The following is a 16,360-nucleotide window of genomic DNA, read 5'->3' as shown; positions in this document are numbered from 1 at the left end:
CCTTCTAAGCAAAAAATTTAACTTTTTTTTATACACTTTTACTAATTTAATCCTATATAAGGAAAATAATGAAAAATTTAATCATAGTAGAATCGCCTGCCAAAGCTAAAACCATAGGTAATTTTTTAGGTAAAGACTACGAAGTCATCGCCTCCAAAGGGCACATTAGAGATCTACCTAAAACTAGCTTTGGTATAAAAATAGAAGATGAAAACTTCAAACCCGAATATAGAATTTCAAACGATCACTCAAACTTGGTAAAAGAACTCAAAGAAAAAGCTAAAAAAGCTAAAACCATCTACCTTGCAACCGATGAGGACCGCGAGGGAGAAGCCATAGCTTATCATATAGCCAAAGCTATTAATAAAGATGAAAGCACTTTGCCACGCATAGTTTTTCATGAAATCACCAAAAGTGCTATCGAAAACGCTTTAAAAAACCCAAGATCTTTAAACATAAACAGCGTCAACGCCCAGCAAACTAGACGCTTGCTTGATCGTATCGTAGGCTACAAACTTAGCCCCTTACTCAATCAAAAAATTCAAAAAGGCCTAAGCGCAGGACGTGTGCAAAGTGCAGCTTTAAAAATCATCGTCGATAGAGAAAGAGAAATCAAAGCTTTTATTCCTTTAAAATACTTTAGTATTGATATGGTTTTTGAAAAAGACTTACAAGCAGAACTAGTTGAATTTCAAAACCAAAAGATAGAAAAGCTAAGTCTAACTAACGAAGACAGGGCAAAATTAATCTTTAATGCTTGTAAAAATGCAAATTTTAAGGTCAAAAACATAGAAAGTAAAGATAGAAAAATAGCTCCTCAAGCACCTTTTATGACCTCAACATTACAGCAAAGCGCAAGTAATCGTTTAGGATTTAACCCTAAAAAAACTATGATGATCGCTCAAAAACTTTATGAAGGTGTAAAAACGCATCAAGGTATCATGGGTGTGATCACTTATATGAGAACTGATAGTTTAAATATCGCAAAAGAAGCCTTAGAAGAAGTAAGAAAGCTCATTCAAAATGAATTTGGTAAAGAATACCTACCAAGCAAAGCAAATATCTATACCACCAAAAGCAAAGGCGCCCAAGAAGCCCATGAAGCCATAAGACCAACCAATCTAAGCTTTACTCCAAAGCTTGCAAATGAATTTTTAGAAAAAGATGAAGCAAGATTATATACTTTGATCTACAATCGTTTTTTGGCTTCACAAATGAACCCTGCCATCTCTCAAACTCAAAATGTGTATGCGAGATCAAGCGAAGCAAGTTTTAAAATAAGTGGTAGAAAAATTTTATTTGATGGTCATTATAAAATTTATGGAGATATGGATAAAGACAAAATCTTGCCTAATTTAAAACTAGAAGATACACTAAATATCCAAACTATAGAACTCAACTCACACTTTACCGAACCACCTTCAAGATACTCTGAAGCTGGACTTGTTAAAAAGCTAGAAAATCTTGGTATAGGACGCCCCTCTACTTATGCTCCCACTATCTCTTTACTGAGTGCAAGAGAGTATGTATATATAGATAAAAAGCAAATCATACCTAATGAAATAGCCTTTGTTGTCACAGAAGTATTAGAACAAAATTTTAGCGATATCGTAGATAGTGATTTTACCTCCAAAATGGAAGACACACTTGACATTATTGCAGAAGGTAAGATGGATTGGCAAGAAGTTTTACGAGAATTTTATTTTCCTTTTATGAGAAAAATCGATGAGGGCAAGAGAAATATCAAAAGCCAAAAAACAGTTACCAAGCTAGATGAAACTTGTCCTGATTGCGGTGGAGAACTTGCCATAAGAAAAGGAAGATATGGGGAATTTGTAGCTTGTTTAAACTTTCCAAAATGCAAATATTCAAGAAATTTAAAACAAGAAACACAAAATGAAAAAAAAGCGAGAAAAAACTCAACACCATAGGCGTAAAATGTCCAAGCTGTCAAGAAGGCGAGATCGTAGAGCGTTTTTCTAAGCGTGGTAAATTTTATGGTTGTAGTGCTTACCCAAAATGTAATTATATAAGCAAATATAAGCCAAGTGAAGAAAAATGCAGTGAATGTAGTGAAACTTTAATCATCAAAGAACTGAAAAAAGGCACGTTTTTAGAGTGTTTAAAATGTAAAATCAAAAAGGAAATTTAATGCAAATCATGCTTTGTGCTATATCTAATATAGCAAGTGGAGGGTGCGGGGAGGACTGCAAGTACTGCACCCAAAGCGCTCATGTAAAAACAAATATCAACAAATATAAAAGAAAAGATATAGATCAAATTGTTTTAGAAGCTAAAATGGCTAAAAAAAATGAAGCTTTAGGTTTTTGTTTGGTTACAGCTGGTGCTGGGCTTGATGATGAAAAACTTGAATATGTGTGTAAAGTAGCCCATGCGGTACAAAAAGAAGTAGAAGGGCTTTTGCTTATAGCTTGTAATGGTATAGCCAATTTAGATCAACTCAAGGAATTAAAAAAAGCAGGAATTTTTTCATACAACCATAATCTAGAAACTTCTAAAGAATTTTTCCCAAATATTTGCTCTACACATACTTGGGAGCAAAGATTTCAAACCAATCTTTATGCCAAAGAAGCAGGCTTGATGCTTTGCTGTGGTGGAATTTATGGTCTTGGGGAAAGTGAAGCTGATAGAAAAAGTTTTCGAGCTAGCTTAAAAGAACTTGATCCTTTTTCTTCGCCTATTAATTTTTTCATACCAAATGAAAATTTAAAACTCAAACAAACTTTACTTGATCCTGATGAGGCATTAAATATCATCAAAGACACCAAAAAAGACTTACCAAATGCACATATCATGATAGCAGGTGGTAGAGAAGTCGTACTAAAAGAAAGACAGTATGAAATTTTTGACGCAGGAGCTAGCGCTATAGTAGTAGGAGACTATCTTACAACTAAAGGCGAAGAACCAAGCAAAGATATACAAAAACTAAAACAAATGGGGTTTAGCTTTGCTAGCGGGTGTCATTGATGCTCAAGCTGCTACGGACTTAAAAATTTTACTAGTCGTAGCAGGGTGCTTGCTAACCTCACCTTATATTGCTAAATTTTTAAAACTCCCACTTTCAGCCACTGAAATTATGCTTGGTTCTTTTATAGGATTTTTAGGTTTTATTGGCGAGAGTGAAAATTTTAAGCTTTTAGCTAATGCAGGGTTTTATTACCTTATGTTTATAGCAGGCATGGAGATCAATCTAAAAACCTTTTTAAATACAGAAAGAAGCTTGCTTAATAAAGCTTTGATTTATATCATACTTTTATATGTTTTTAGTGTTTTAGCGGTTGAAAGCGTGGATATTTCTTATATTTTTGTCATTATCATACCTGTAATGAGTGTGGGATTACTCTCAACACTTTATAGGGATTTTGGAAAAAATTGTGAGTGGCTTAATGTATCTATGGTAGTAGCTACTTTGGCTGAAGTTGTGAGCATAGTTTTACTTACCATAGCAGCTGCGTTTTTAGGAAAAGGAGCTGATCTTTTCTCGCTTACTCAAAATTTATTGTACTTGGTGGGTTTTTTGGCTCTTTGTATTTTTGGCTTTAAATTTCTAGAAGTGTTATTTTGGTGGTATCCACAACTTAAAACCATACTCATGCCTTGGCAAGATCAAAATGAAAAAGATATAAGATTTTGTATGGCTATTTTTATAGCCATAGTTGCGATTATGATTTATTTTAAACTTGAAGTTGCACTGGGAGCTTTTATCGCAGGTTCATTTATAGCTACTTTTTTTGATCACAAAAAAGATCTAGAGCATAAACTTTCTAGTTTTGGCTATGGCTTTTTAATCCCTATATTTTTCATTTATATAGGATCAAGCTTTAAACTTCAAATGCTTTTAAATACGCAAGTTTTAATTATCGCTTTTTCTCTTACACTTTTTATGATAGCCTTAAGAATACTTTGCGCTATGGTTTTTTTCAAAAATTTAGGTTTAAAACATACTTTTTTATTTGGTTTAAGCCACTCAATGCCATTAACCTTACTTATTGCCATAGCCACTCTTTCTTATCAAACCAATATCATCACTCAAGATATATACTCAGGATTAGTGCTTACTGCCTTGCTTGAAGCGATTTTAGCTATTAGCTTGATTAAATTTATCAATAATCTTAGTAGAAAATAATTCTACTAAGTATTTATCTTAAACTGCTATACTTTTTTTATGAAAAATTTAGACACACTTTTAGAATTAGCTCTAAGGGCAGGTAAAGAAGCTTCTAAGGTATTACTTGAATACAAAGACAAAAATACCTTATGGCTTAAAGAAGATGAATCTCCAGTTGGCTTAGCTGATATCAAGTCCAATGAGGCTATTAGTGAAATTTTAGCATCAAGTGATATAGCCATATGCTCTGAAGAAAATATACTCTCTTATGAAGAAAGAAAAAAATTAGAGTATTTTTGGCTAATAGATCCACTCGATGGCACTAAATCTTATGCTAAAAAAGACAAGGAATACTGTGTTTTAATCGCATTGATCCATAAAAATACTCCCGTGCTTTCACTCATAGGCGATGTGGAGAATAATGCATTCTATTATGCGCACACTCACACAAAAGTTTACAAAAATGACACTATTTTATCTCATGAATTAAAGCAATATGAAAAAGTTAAAAACATCGCTTTATACTCTAAAAATCATGACAATAACGAAGACTTTTTCATACAAAACCAACTTGAAGGTATTAAGGTTTCTTCTGCTTTAAAATTTGTGTATTTGCTTGAGGCAAAAGCAGGAATTTACCCACGTTTTGGTGGTCCAAAAGCTTGGGATATCGCCGCGGGAGATTTTTTAGTCAAACAAAATGGTGGTATTTTATATGATTTTAATAAAAAAGCTTTAGACTATAACCGTCCTGACTTTAAACTTCCAAGTTTTATAGCTTTTGCCAAAACTGATTTTAAATTACAAGGTTTTTAATGAGAATACTTTTAGTATTTTTATGTCTTTTTGGCACCATTTACGCCAATTCTTTTGCAAATAAAAAAATCATCAAACTCCAAAACAACGATGATTTTAACATCATCAAACTAAACCAAAATGTCAACTACGATAGATTATCGCAGATTGATGTTTTAGCTTTGGTGCCAAGCTATGAAAAAGAATATAATTTTTATTTTTCAAATTTAAAAATTGATGCTAAAACCATGGCAAAAGACACCTTAAATGCTTTAAATACCTTATTTAACAAAGAAAATCATCTTGCCTTACTAAGCCAAAAAGAAAATCAAGTTTATATCAATAGTCAAAATATTTTACAAGCAAACAAACACTTTATCAGTGCAGATGATTTTTTAGAATTTAACCGTTTTAAAAAAGCTGATTTTGTGATTTTACTAGATCTAAAAAGCATTCAGGCAAGCCAACAAAACTTCTTACTTTTTTCAAATTTTGAAGTCAAAGCCGACATAGAATACAAACTTTTTAACGCTAAAACAAAAAAATTAAAAGACCATAAACTACTTACTATCGATACTCGATTTAACACTAGCGATAAAAGTAAATCTTATGAAGAGTTAGTCCAAGAAATAGCCAAAATTCTTTATGAAGATATTAAAAATACTATATGATCGCCACTTCTTCTTCTAAAAGAATACCAAATTCTTCCGATACTCTTTTTTTAGCTAGCTCTATCAAAAACATCGCATCATCAAAGCTAGCATGTTTTTTATTGATCAAAAAATTTGCATGTTCATTACTAAACATCGCGTCATTTTTACTAAAACCTCTAAGACCAACCGCTTCTATCAATCTCCCTGCGTGATCGTTTTTGGGATTTTTAAAAATAGACCCAAAACTAGCACCTTTGGGTTGGTTTTTTCTTGCATTCTTTAAAAGCTCATCTTTGTTTATATCAAATCCATATTCTAAAAAAAATTTTGCACTAAACATCACTTCTTTAATAGGGTTAAATCTATAAGCAAAAGCAATATCTTGTTTTAAAATTTCTTGATTAAAAGTATAAACACTCGTTAAGTTTTTACTAATGTTCTCATCTTTTAAACCCGCATTCATTTTTAAAATTCCACCCAAAGTACCTGGGATATTTCTTAAAAATTCAAAGCCTTGTAGGTTGTTTTCTTTGGCAAAATGATACATTTTAAAAGATTTCGTACTAGAGCCTATCTCTAAAAACATACCTTTTTCATTTTGCTCTAAAATTTTAATATAATCAAAGCTTTTCCCCAAAATTCCAAGTTTTTTAGGTCTTGGCGAAACAAGTAAATTATTAGCCCCACCTATCAAAAAACCATCAAACTCACAAAGCTCTTCAAGCACTTGTACTTCAAAGCTCTCACCTATACGCACAGAAGAATACTTAGAAAAATCGATAATCATCGAATAAAGCTTGGAATTTGATTTAAGATATTCGTTGTAAAATCAATCATAGAGCTTATCATCCAAGGCATTAAAAATACTATCACCACAACAACAAGTAGAATTTTTGGCACAAAAGAAAGTGTAGCTTCGTTAATTTGTGTTACAGCTTGAAAAATACTTATTATAAGCCCTGCAATAAGCCCTGCTAAAAGCATAGGCAAAGAAAGCATAAGTGTGATTTTAAAAGTTTGTACACCCAAGGCTACTAAAGTACTTTCCATATTTACTCCTTAAAATTCAAATTCTATCAAGAATTTCTAAATTCTTCATACTCACTAGGTATAAGATAATCTTTGCTTTTGATTAATTTCTCATAAAATCCATGATTAAATCCAAGCTCAAAAAGTTTATCTATAGCATTATACTGCTTATCATTCATGTTAATAGAGTTTTTATTTGCATACAGATTTAAATATACATCAAGTTTTTGCACATCTACACGTATCAAATCACGCTCTAAAAGCATAGAAGCTAAGATTTTTCTATTATGATCGGCTACTTCTACTGCTTTGATTAAATCTTTTTCAACCGCTATAGCATCATTTATCGGTAAAGATCTTCTAAGGGCCATACCACCTAAAGGTAAAGGTAAATCATTTTTTGCTAATTCTTGCCAAATATCCCAAAGTTCAGCCTCTACGCATAAGCTAGAATCAAACTCTAAAATACTTTCATGTATCAGCACTCCAGCATCTACCTCACCTTCTAAAACTGCTTTTTCAATTTCTAAAAAATTCTTATAGATTATCCTAGCTTGTGGATATTTTATACGAAAAATCAAAGCATTAGTAGTGTGTGCACCACTTAAAGCAACCTTAAAATTTGGCTTTAATCTTTTATCTTTTTTCTTAATGAGTTTTGGTCCATAACCTTCGCCAAAACTTACAGCAGTTTTCAATAAAGCATATTCACTAGCTATCAAAGGATAAAGCGCAAAAGATATTGCGCTAACATCGTATATATTTTGCAATGCTAACTCATTTAGAGTTTGTATATCTAAGGCTGTATTTTCATATTCATAGGCATTTCCCACCCAACCAAATTTAATCGCCATATACATAAAAATATCATCAGCATCAGGAGAGTGTGCTACGCTAATTTTTTTATTCATTTTTTTCCTTAAAAATTTAAAAAAGTATTTTAGCAAAATTCAAAATAAAAACTTATATTAAATTTCTTTTTGATACAATTTTAAACATATTATAAAAGGATTAATAAGCATGGATGATAATAAAAGAAAATCACTTGATGCAGCCTTAAAAAGTCTTGATAAAACCTTTGGAAAAGGTACTATCTTAAGACTTGGCGATAAAGAAGTTGAAAAGATTGATTCTATTCCTACAGGTTCAGTTGGGCTAGATTTAGCTCTAGGTATAGGCGGAGTACCAAAAGGAAGAATTATAGAAATTTATGGGCCTGAAAGCTCAGGGAAAACTACACTAACTTTACACATCATAGCAGAATGCCAAAAAAAAGGCGGAGTTTGTGCATTTATCGATGCTGAACACGCGCTAGATGTAAGATATGCAAAAAATTTAGGTGTTGATACAGAAAATCTCTACATCTCTCAGCCAGATTTTGGAGAACAAGCTTTAGAAATCGTTGAAACCATAGCAAGAAGTGGAGCTATTGATCTAATAGTGATAGATAGCGTTGCTGCACTAACTCCAAAAGCAGAAATCGAAGGCGATATGGGAGATCAACACGTAGGACTTCAAGCAAGATTAATGAGTCAAGCTTTAAGAAAACTCACTGGTATTGTACACAAAATGAACACCACTGTAATTTTCATCAACCAAATTCGTATGAAAATAGGTATGATGGGTTATGGCACACCTGAAACAACCACCGGTGGAAATGCATTAAAATTTTATGCTTCGGTGCGTTTAGATGTAAGAAAAACAGCTACCTTAAAACAAAATGATGAGCCTATTGGAAACCGTGTTAAAGTAAAAGTAGCTAAAAACAAAGTCGCCCCACCTTTTAAACAAGCTGAATTTGATGTGATGTTTGGCGAGGGTGTAAGTCGTGAAGGTGAGTTAATAGACTATGGTGTAAAACTTGACATCATTGATAAAAGTGGTGCATGGTTTTCTTACAAAGCATCTAAACTTGGTCAAGGCAGAGAAAATGCTAAAGCCTTTTTAAAAGAAAACCCAGCTATTGCAGATGAAATCACGCAAGCTATACAAAATTCCATCGGCATAGATAGTATGATTTTAGGTGCAAAAGAAGATGAGGAAGGAGAAGAGTAATGTTAATGATTGAAGATTTAAGAGCTTTTGAAGTTTTAGATAGTAGAGGTAATCCTACCATTAAAGCTGAAATCATGTTAAGTGATGGTAGCGTGGGTAGTGCTATCGTTCCAAGTGGGGCAAGTACTGGAAAAAAAGAAGCCTTGGAGTTAAGAGATAATGATGAGAGATTTGGCGGAAAAGGTGTTTTAAAAGCGATTGAAAATATCAATGGCACAATAGCTGAAAACATCATAGGACTTGATGCATTTAATCAAACTCAACTAGATAACACTCTTTTGGAGCTTGATGGAACAAAAAACTACTCCAACCTAGGAGCAAATGCAACCTTAGGAATTTCTATGGCAACAGCACGCGCTGCCGCTAATGCACTAGGCGTGCCTTTGTATCGTTACTTAGGTGGAGCAAATGCAAGCGTATTACCTGTGCCAATGTGTAATATCATCAATGGTGGCGCTCATGCAAACAATAGCGTAGATTTTCAAGAATTTATGATCATGCCTTTTGGTTTTTCATCTTTCAAAGAAGGACTAAGATCGGTTTGCGAAATTTATGCGGTATTAAAAAAAGAACTAGCTAATTTAGGTCATTCTACTGCTTTAGGCGATGAGGGTGGTTTTGCACCAAATTTAGCAAACAACACCGAACCACTTGATCTTTTAATAACTTGTATTAAAAAAGCAGGCTATGAAAATAAAATCAAACTAGCGCTAGATGTGGCAAGTAGCGAACTTTATAAAGATGGTAAATACCATCTAGAAGGTAAAGTTTTCTCAAGCGAAGACTTGATCGCTCGTTATGAAGAATTATGCGCTAAATACCCTATTTTTAGCATAGAAGATGGCTTAGCTGAAGATGATTATGAAGGCTGGATTAAACTCACTCAAAAACTTGGTAGTAAAGTTCAGCTTGTGGGCGATGATTTATTTGTAACCAATGAAGATATCTTAAGAGAAGGTATCATGAAAAATATGGCAAATGCTGTATTAATCAAACCTAACCAAATCGGAACAATCACTCAAACCATGAGAACGGTAAGACTGGCTCATAGAAACAACTATAGATGCATTATGAGTCATAGAAGCGGTGAGAGTGAAGATGCTTTTATAGCTGACTTTGCAGTAGCACTTAATACAGGACAAATTAAAACCGGCGCCTTAGCAAGAGGAGAAAGAACAGCTAAATACAATCGCTTATTAGAAATCGAACTAGACAACGATGAGTATTTAGGAGATAAACTCTGAGTGATTTATTAAAAGAATACGATGAGCATTCCAAAAAAAAGGAATCTCGTCGTCATTTAATAAAAACTATTGCCTTGTCGTTTGTAGCGATTATTGTTGCTATGTATTTTGGAAATATGTTTTTTGGAAAATCTTCTTTAGATGTTTTACTATCACTTAAAGAAGAACAAAAAATTTTAGAAAAAAACATAATAACCTTAAAAGCAAAAAATGCCCAAGCACAAAAAGAATATTTACAACTTTTAAGACTTAAAGGAGAAACTTCGCATGAGAATTAAGTTTTTGGTATTGTTTGTACTTTCCTGTATATGCTTAAATGCAAAAGATAATCCTTTCGACAACGATATGCAGCAAAAAGATCCTGAATTTGTAAAACTAAGCCCCTTTCAAAGACAAGATTTTAATTTTAATTCTGATGCGAGAATTTTAAAAAGTATTACTTTAAATTATATCAACCTTGATGGCTCAGAAGAACAAACAACATTTGATATTGGTAAAAGCATTAATTGGCATGATACCTACTCTTTCATAAAAACCAAAAGCCCTAATGCAACACCTATTCTTGATGTTTCTGTGACAGTGCCACAAAAACAAGCAACAAAAAATAACAAAACCGAAGAAAACAACACCACTATCAACATAGAAACACCGCTATTTAGTGGCAGTATATATAACTTTATCTCTTTAAGTTTTTATAATAATAAAATCAATATCAAAACCGAAGATAAAATGCTAAGAAATTTATCCATTGGCGATCCTACTAAAATCATCATCGATTTTGCTAAAAAACAAAATTTTAACACCAAAACACTGCAAGTAAACACCGCTAGAGTTAAAAAAGTCGTTTTTGGATCACATAAAGAATACTACCGTTTAGTAATCTATCTAGATGGAAAATACAGCTATGATTATTCTCATAGCGAAAACCTACACACCTTTAGTTATCGCTAAGAGTTAAAACTCTTAAGCGAAACGATGATCATAAATAATCATTTGAAATCTTTGAGCTATCATTCTAGCTCTTTCTATCATCATATTCCTTGGTTCATCTTCGAAAACTTCTTGTAAACTTTCATCAAATAATTCAAGCCAAATATCAAAAAATTCTCTTGGAAATGGAGGTAACTCATGATGGGCCCTTAAAGGAGAACCATTATAACTTGGATCGCCTAAAAACATTCCTGCCCAAAAACTTGAGATTTTTTCTTTATGTTTTTTCCAGCTCTCATCATCTGTGCCTATTTTATCATTAAAAATGGGTCCCAAGTCTTTATGAACTCTTATTTTTGCATAAAAAACATCCATAAGTTTTTTTATACCTTTATGATTAATAGTTTCAAATTTCATGCTTTCCCTTAAAAATAATTTTTGCTTATTGTATTAAATTTACAAATTAAAAATATAAACAAAAGTCAATTTTCAGTATAATTTTAAAAACAAAACTAAAGAAAAACTATGACTTATACTATTTTACCACCCAATCAATTCTTAGATGATTATGTCTTAAATGTACAATTACATCAATTAGCAAACATCTCTAAAAATGCCTATAAATTTTGGAAAAATGTTCAAGCAGCACGCTATCAAGGCACAAGAGTAGTTTTTTTGCACAAAAAAAACATACTTGAAAAGCACCAACATCTTGTTAAAGAATGCGAAAATTTAAGCGGTTTTGTTCTTGCGAGTGCTTTTTGCTCTTTTACTTCTTTAGCGCCTTCACATCTAGTAGAAAAAAATCATTCTCAAATTTATAAAATCTTAGATATCAAAGAAGTTTGCGGGGTAAAATTTGTAAATTTAAAAGCCTTTTATGATTTTTTAAAACTTGATTACACCTGTAATATTTACATTGAAAAATGTCATTTTTTTAGCCCTACGCCCTTAGAAAAACGTATCAAAATCACTGAAAGTATGTGCGTAGGGTATTATTAAACTTTATAATTAAAACTTAGAAATCAATCCATTTCATAAGTATCATCATCACTATAATCATCATCGTATTCATAATCATCATCATCATAATTATATGATCTTTGATTACTCGTATAGGTGTCATCATCAGCAACATCATACAACTCATCTTCATAATTTTCAAATTCTTCATCATCATAAGCCATTATAAATCCTTTAAAATTTTTTAGTAGTATTTTAATATAAAAATACACATTTTGGTATAATTTTCTAAAAACACATTAAGGAAAAATATGAATTTAACACATCTAGATGAAAAAAATCATCCTAAAATGGTAGATGTAAGTCAAAAAGATATCACCCAAAGAGAGGCTTGCGCCAGTGGTAAAATTTACATGAGCCAAGAAGCTTTTAATGCCATTATTCAAAACAAGACAAAAAAAGGACCTGTTTTACAAACTGCCATTACAGCCGCTATTATGGGTGTAAAACAAACTTCTAATCTCATTCCAATGTGCCATCCACTAATGATTTCAAAAGTACAAACCTATATAGAGGAAAACGCCAAAGAGTGCTCTTTTAAACTTTTTGTAACTGTAAAATGCGAAGGAAAAACGGGTGTTGAAATAGAAAGTTTGACAGCGGTTAGTATAGGACTTTTAACTATTTATGATATGATCAAAGCAATTGATAAAAGCATGCAAATTACAGATATTGTTTTAGAAAGCAAAAAAGGAGGTAAAAGTGGTAAATATATGCGATCTTAAAAAAGAACCTATTATTGACTATCCTACTTTTTGGGATTATAAAGTTGTATTCGAAGCAAGTATAGATGCGCCAGAAATTTTTAATCAAACTTTAAACCAAAGAGATTTTAAATATCAAATTTCTAACACAAGCAAACAAGGAACATATAAAAGTTATCTTTTAAGTGTTTATGTGAATAGCAAAGAAGATCGATTAAATATTTTTAATCAATTAAAAAGCAAAGCCAAATTTGTACTATAAAAGAGGAAAAATCATGAAAAATTTAGCCATTATTTTTGAGAACTCTCTTCTTGCTTGCGAAAAAGATGAAATTCCAAGCTTAATCAGTGAACTTGTATTTAACCTAAGTTATAAAAAAATTTGCTATGAGAATACTACTAATGAAGAATTGTTTGCCAATTTTTCCAAAGTACTTGAAAAACTAGAACTTGTTAATGAAGAAAATATCTCCAAAATTATTCAAGGTATTATCAAAGCTAGGGTTGAAGAAGATAAAAAAAGTTTTTTTGCTTATATCAACGAATATGGCAAATTAAAAACAAAAATAGAAGAACAAAAAAACACCATCAAACATAAAATTTGCGATAACTTTTTTGATTTAGAAAAAACCTTAAAAAATTTAAATTTAAATGAGTTTAATATCAGCATCAACGATGCTATGCTTTATGATATTGAAATCTTGGGACTTTTAAAAGAAACTGCTGAAAATGCTTTTATTACTACCTTGGAAAAAGGTGAAAATATCGAACTTACTTCATGTGAAATAGCGAAAAATTTGGTTTTTAATGCGATCTGTGAAGGAAGTCTTGAAAAAGAAAGAATTTTAAAAATATCCCAAGTGGTTTTAAGTGCTGCTTTTGAACTTGCCAATGAATCACAAGCCTTTGCCTACGATTTGTGCATAGGAAGTATTTATGGAACACAAGAAGGAATCTCTTTAGCAATTGAAAAATTTAAATCAAACTTTGCTTATAGTGCCATAGAACATGATTTAAAAAATAAAGAAAAAGAACTCATAGACATAGAACAAGAATTTATCCAAATGCTTAAAAAAATATCACTAGAGCTTAACAATCCTGTAAAAGATATACTTAAAGATTTATTAGAAAATAAATTTAATACTTTATTTGCTAAATTCAAACGCTTAATGCAAGAAAACAGAGAACAAATTCTTGTTAAAATCAATGAAATTAAACAAAATCCAAAAATTGATGATTTTAGCAAGCTAGCTCAGGCTAAATTAACTTCCTTGGTCAAAGAACTTGGAGATCTAGAAAAATTAGCTAGCAAAAAATATAAAGACATTGACACAAATCATGCCAAAAAACTCGGTTTGAGATTATGGGAAAAGGCAAAAAATTTAATAAACAATAAAAAATATTAAAAAATAATTTATATATATTTATTATAATTTATGAAAAATTGCATTAGGAGTATATGATGTTTTCTAGTTTGAAAATTAAGTTATCTTTGTTAGCAAATATTTTTGCAGTTTTATCACTTATTGTTTTAGGAGTTATAAGTTTTATCTTTGCAAAAAATTTTCTTTATCAAAATGAATTGAAAAGACAAAATGATATTTTACAAGTTTCAAAAATTTCTTTAGAAACCTTTAGAAAAAACAATATTGAATTAATTAATCACCTAGAAGAAAGCATCTTGGAACTTTCTTATGAAAAATTAAATTCTCAAGAAAATCTTATAGAAAATATTGGAGCAATATTAAAGTCTTATAGAAAAGCTTCCGGAGTTTTGGCAACATTTATAGGTTTAGATAATGGAGAAAATGTAGTTAGTAATGATAGTAGTGACAATAAAAACACTAATGTAGTAATATATGGGAAAGCTATAAATTATGATACGAGAACAAGAGAATGGTATATAGAAGCAAGAAAAACAAACAAGGTGTTCATTTCCTTTCCATACATTGATAAAGCAACGGATCAATATGTAGTCACTTATACAAAATCAATTTCTAAAGATGGTAAATTTATAGGTGTAATTGGTGTTGATATTCCTATAACCGATCTTCAAAAAGATTTTGAAAGCAAACCAGGAAACAGCTTTTTATTTGATCAAAATGAAAAAGTTTTTGTAGCTAAAAATAAGCAACTTTTAGATCCATCTATAGATCACTCTCCTGTAATTAATGCTCATAAACAAAATGGAGATTATAAGTTTTTTGAATATAGTTTAAAGGGGCAAGAAAGACTCGGAATTTGTACAAATATTTATGGTTATCGTATTTGTAGTACAGAAAGTTCTGAAATAATCAATAGACCTATCATGCAAATTGCATTAACACAAACTATTGTTGTAATTATAATGATTATTTTAAGTATAATAGTATTATATTTCATAGTTTCGCACTATCTCTCTCCACTCCAAAAAATCCAAACCGGTCTTAACTCCTTCTTTGATTTTATCAATCATAAAACCAAAGATTCAGCTATGATTGATGTAAAAAGTAATGATGAACTTGGTGCTATGGCTAAAGCCATTAATGAAAACATCACTAAGACTAAAAATGCATTAGAACAAGATGCTAAAGCTGTAGAACAATCAGTAGATACAGCTAAAGAAATAGAAAGTGGCAATTTAATGGTGAGAATTACTGCAAATCCTGCTAATCCTCAACTTATAGAATTAAAAAATGTTTTAAATGATATGCTAAGCGTATTAGAACAAAAAGTAGGTTCTAATATGAATGAAATTAATAGAGTGTTTGATAGCTATAAAGCATTAGACTTTACCACTGAAGTTAAAAATGCTAAAGGCGGGGTTGAAGTAACTACAAATGTATTAGGTCAAGAAATTGTAGCTATGTTAAGACAATCCTCTGAATTTGCTTCTTTATTAGCAGATGAAAGTGGTAAATTACAAAGTGCAGTTAAAGACTTAACTGATTCTTCATCCTCTCAAGCTTCTTCTTTAGAAGAAACAGCAGCAGCGCTAGAAGAGATTACTTCTTCCATGCAAAATGTTTCGCATAAAACTAGTGAAGTAATTGCTCAAAGTGAAGAGATTAAAAATGTTACTTCTATTATTGGAGATATTGCAGATCAAATTAACCTACTTGCATTAAATGCTGCTATTGAAGCTGCAAGAGCTGGTGAGCATGGTAGAGGATTTGCTGTTGTTGCAGATGAAGTTAGAAATCTAGCTGAAAGAACTCAAAAGTCTTTGGGTGAGATTGAAGCTAATACTAATATCTTAGTTCAATCTATCAATGAAATGGGTGAAAGTATTAAAGAACAAACTACAGGTATTACTCAAATTAATGATGCAGTAGCTCAAATTGATCATGTAACTCAAGAAAATCTTAAAATAGCTAAAGATAGTGCAGTAATTTCTGATAATGTTAATAAGATAGCTAATGATATTTTAGAAGATGCTAGGAAGAAGAGGTTTTAAATAAGTTAAACCCGATAAGGGTTTAACTTATTTATATAATATTTTAAACAATTAATCAGCAAGCTAGAGCTTATTGATTACTTATATAAACCCCAAATTTAGTTTTAATTTGCTTTATCTGCGATAAATTATGATTGGTTTTTATTTTTACTGTTTCTTTAAAACTTATAAAAAATAAATATAAAATTATCAAAATTAAATATAAATAATAAACAACATAAAACAAAAAGCATCCATAAAACAACCCATATTTAGAAAATGAATATTAGTATTCTGATTTATTTTATATATTTTTATTGAAATTTAAAAAATTATAAAAATTTATGAAACTTTTATAATAAATTGTTATATAATACACATTA

At 31.0% G+C, this 16,360-nt stretch carries 17 protein-coding genes and 3 pseudogenes; 15 read left to right on the top strand and 5 right to left on the bottom strand.

Annotated elements, in window-relative coordinates:
* The first annotated feature begins 68 nt into the window (after positions 1 to 68).
* The 5 genes and pseudogenes from topA to CSUB8523_RS00800 all read left to right on the top strand — a co-directional run bounded on the left by topA (position 69) and on the right by CSUB8523_RS00800 (position 5,595).
* Positions 69 to 2,152: pseudogene (gene topA, locus CSUB8523_RS00820) on the top strand (type I DNA topoisomerase).
* A complete protein-coding gene (locus tag CSUB8523_RS00815; RefSeq protein WP_043019320.1) occupies positions 2,152 to 2,988 on the top strand; it encodes a biotin synthase in 837 nt (278 codons plus the stop codon). The pseudogene topA and the gene CSUB8523_RS00815 overlap by 1 nt, the downstream one beginning before the upstream one ends.
* A complete protein-coding gene (locus tag CSUB8523_RS00810; protein WP_052243643.1) occupies positions 2,969 to 4,147 on the top strand; it encodes a sodium/hydrogen exchanger family protein in 1,179 nt (392 codons plus the stop codon). Before CSUB8523_RS00815 ends, CSUB8523_RS00810 begins: the two co-directional genes overlap by 20 nt.
* Before the next feature lie 39 nt (positions 4,148 to 4,186).
* Entirely contained in the window at positions 4,187 to 4,945 is a 759-nt protein-coding gene (locus CSUB8523_RS00805; RefSeq protein ID WP_043019319.1) for a 3'(2'),5'-bisphosphate nucleotidase CysQ family protein, read from the top strand.
* On the top strand, positions 4,945 to 5,595 hold the full coding sequence (locus CSUB8523_RS00800; RefSeq protein ID WP_043019318.1) for a hypothetical protein: 651 nt from the start codon (positions 4,945 to 4,947) through the stop codon (positions 5,593 to 5,595). Before CSUB8523_RS00805 ends, CSUB8523_RS00800 begins: the two co-directional genes overlap by 1 nt.
* On the opposite strand, the gene CSUB8523_RS00795 is transcribed toward CSUB8523_RS00800, so the two are convergent.
* The 3 genes from CSUB8523_RS00795 to CSUB8523_RS00785 are packed head-to-tail and all read right to left on the bottom strand — an operon-like array spanning position 5,588 to position 7,517.
* The gene (locus CSUB8523_RS00795) at positions 5,588 to 6,364 is read right to left on the bottom strand and encodes a UDP-N-acetylmuramate dehydrogenase (RefSeq protein WP_043019317.1); all 777 of its coding nucleotides are present in this window, start codon (positions 6,362 to 6,364) and stop codon (positions 5,588 to 5,590) included. The two genes, CSUB8523_RS00800 and CSUB8523_RS00795, sit on opposite strands and share 8 nt — an antisense overlap.
* The gene (fliQ, locus tag CSUB8523_RS00790; protein ID WP_012660903.1) at positions 6,361 to 6,627 is read right to left on the bottom strand and encodes a flagellar biosynthesis protein FliQ; all 267 of its coding nucleotides are present in this window, start codon (positions 6,625 to 6,627) and stop codon (positions 6,361 to 6,363) included. The genes CSUB8523_RS00795 and fliQ overlap by 4 nt, the downstream gene beginning before the upstream one ends.
* Before the next feature lie 26 nt (positions 6,628 to 6,653).
* On the bottom strand, positions 6,654 to 7,517 hold the full coding sequence (locus CSUB8523_RS00785; protein ID WP_043019316.1) for a menaquinone biosynthesis family protein: 864 nt from the start codon (positions 7,515 to 7,517) through the stop codon (positions 6,654 to 6,656).
* A 109-nt stretch (positions 7,518 to 7,626) separates the two neighbouring features.
* On the opposite strand from CSUB8523_RS00785, the gene recA reads away from it, so the two are divergent.
* From recA to CSUB8523_RS00765, 4 genes are all read left to right on the top strand, one after another.
* The gene (gene recA / locus CSUB8523_RS00780) at positions 7,627 to 8,661 is read left to right on the top strand and encodes a recombinase RecA (RefSeq protein ID WP_043019315.1); all 1,035 of its coding nucleotides are present in this window, start codon (positions 7,627 to 7,629) and stop codon (positions 8,659 to 8,661) included.
* On the top strand, positions 8,661 to 9,905 hold the full coding sequence (eno, locus tag CSUB8523_RS00775) for a phosphopyruvate hydratase (protein WP_043019314.1): 1,245 nt from the start codon (positions 8,661 to 8,663) through the stop codon (positions 9,903 to 9,905). The genes recA and eno overlap by 1 nt, the downstream gene beginning before the upstream one ends.
* A 74-nt stretch (positions 9,906 to 9,979) precedes the next feature.
* Positions 9,980 to 10,183, top strand: a complete 204-nt coding sequence (locus CSUB8523_RS00770; RefSeq protein WP_052242957.1) for a hypothetical protein — start codon at positions 9,980 to 9,982, stop codon at positions 10,181 to 10,183.
* On the top strand, positions 10,173 to 10,856 hold the full coding sequence (locus tag CSUB8523_RS00765) for an AMIN domain-containing protein (protein ID WP_043019313.1): 684 nt from the start codon (positions 10,173 to 10,175) through the stop codon (positions 10,854 to 10,856). Before CSUB8523_RS00770 ends, CSUB8523_RS00765 begins: the two co-directional genes overlap by 11 nt.
* Before the next feature lie 12 nt (positions 10,857 to 10,868).
* Here the strand turns inward: CSUB8523_RS00765 and CSUB8523_RS00760 are convergent, their stop codons facing one another.
* The gene (locus tag CSUB8523_RS00760) at positions 10,869 to 11,252 is read right to left on the bottom strand and encodes a group III truncated hemoglobin (protein ID WP_043019312.1); all 384 of its coding nucleotides are present in this window, start codon (positions 11,250 to 11,252) and stop codon (positions 10,869 to 10,871) included.
* A gap of 108 nt (positions 11,253 to 11,360) precedes the next feature.
* Here CSUB8523_RS00760 and cheQ point away from each other — a divergent pair, with 108 nt between their 5' ends.
* Complete coding sequence (gene cheQ / locus CSUB8523_RS00755; protein WP_039662489.1) at positions 11,361 to 11,837, top strand: cheVAW transcriptional regulator CheQ; 477 nt, start codon at positions 11,361 to 11,363, stop codon at positions 11,835 to 11,837.
* Between the two features lie 23 nt (positions 11,838 to 11,860).
* Here the strand turns inward: cheQ and CSUB8523_RS00750 are convergent, their stop codons facing one another.
* Positions 11,861 to 12,022: a highly acidic protein gene (locus CSUB8523_RS00750; RefSeq protein ID WP_043019311.1), complete on the bottom strand. Its 162-nt coding sequence runs from the start codon at positions 12,020 to 12,022 to the stop codon at positions 11,861 to 11,863.
* 87 nt (positions 12,023 to 12,109) lie between these two features.
* Between CSUB8523_RS00750 and moaC the strand changes: the two genes are divergently transcribed.
* The 5 genes and pseudogenes from moaC to CSUB8523_RS10655 all read left to right on the top strand — a co-directional run.
* Positions 12,110 to 12,583 (top strand): cyclic pyranopterin monophosphate synthase MoaC, encoded by a 474-nt coding sequence (moaC, locus tag CSUB8523_RS00745; protein WP_043019310.1) that lies wholly within the window; start codon positions 12,110 to 12,112, stop codon positions 12,581 to 12,583.
* On the top strand, positions 12,561 to 12,824 hold the full coding sequence (locus CSUB8523_RS00740) for an HP0495 family protein (RefSeq protein ID WP_039662483.1): 264 nt from the start codon (positions 12,561 to 12,563) through the stop codon (positions 12,822 to 12,824). The genes moaC and CSUB8523_RS00740 overlap by 23 nt, the downstream gene beginning before the upstream one ends.
* A gap of 13 nt (positions 12,825 to 12,837) precedes the next feature.
* Positions 12,838 to 13,968: a hypothetical protein gene (locus tag CSUB8523_RS00735; RefSeq protein ID WP_039662481.1), complete on the top strand. Its 1,131-nt coding sequence runs from the start codon at positions 12,838 to 12,840 to the stop codon at positions 13,966 to 13,968.
* Between the two features lie 53 nt (positions 13,969 to 14,021).
* A pseudogene (locus CSUB8523_RS10660) lies at positions 14,022 to 14,786 on the top strand (cache domain-containing protein); the annotation flags it as partial.
* Between the two features lie 819 nt (positions 14,787 to 15,605).
* Positions 15,606 to 15,998: pseudogene (locus tag CSUB8523_RS10655) on the top strand (methyl-accepting chemotaxis protein); the annotation flags it as partial.
* Between the last annotated feature and the right edge of the window lie 362 nt (positions 15,999 to 16,360).

Origin of the sequence: Campylobacter subantarcticus LMG 24377, from assembly GCF_000816305.1 — a bacterium.
Lineage (GTDB): Bacteria > Campylobacterota > Campylobacteria > Campylobacterales > Campylobacteraceae > Campylobacter_D > Campylobacter_D subantarcticus.
The sequence above is the reverse complement of the archived record's forward strand: the minus strand, read 5'-3'. Positions and strand labels throughout refer to the sequence as shown.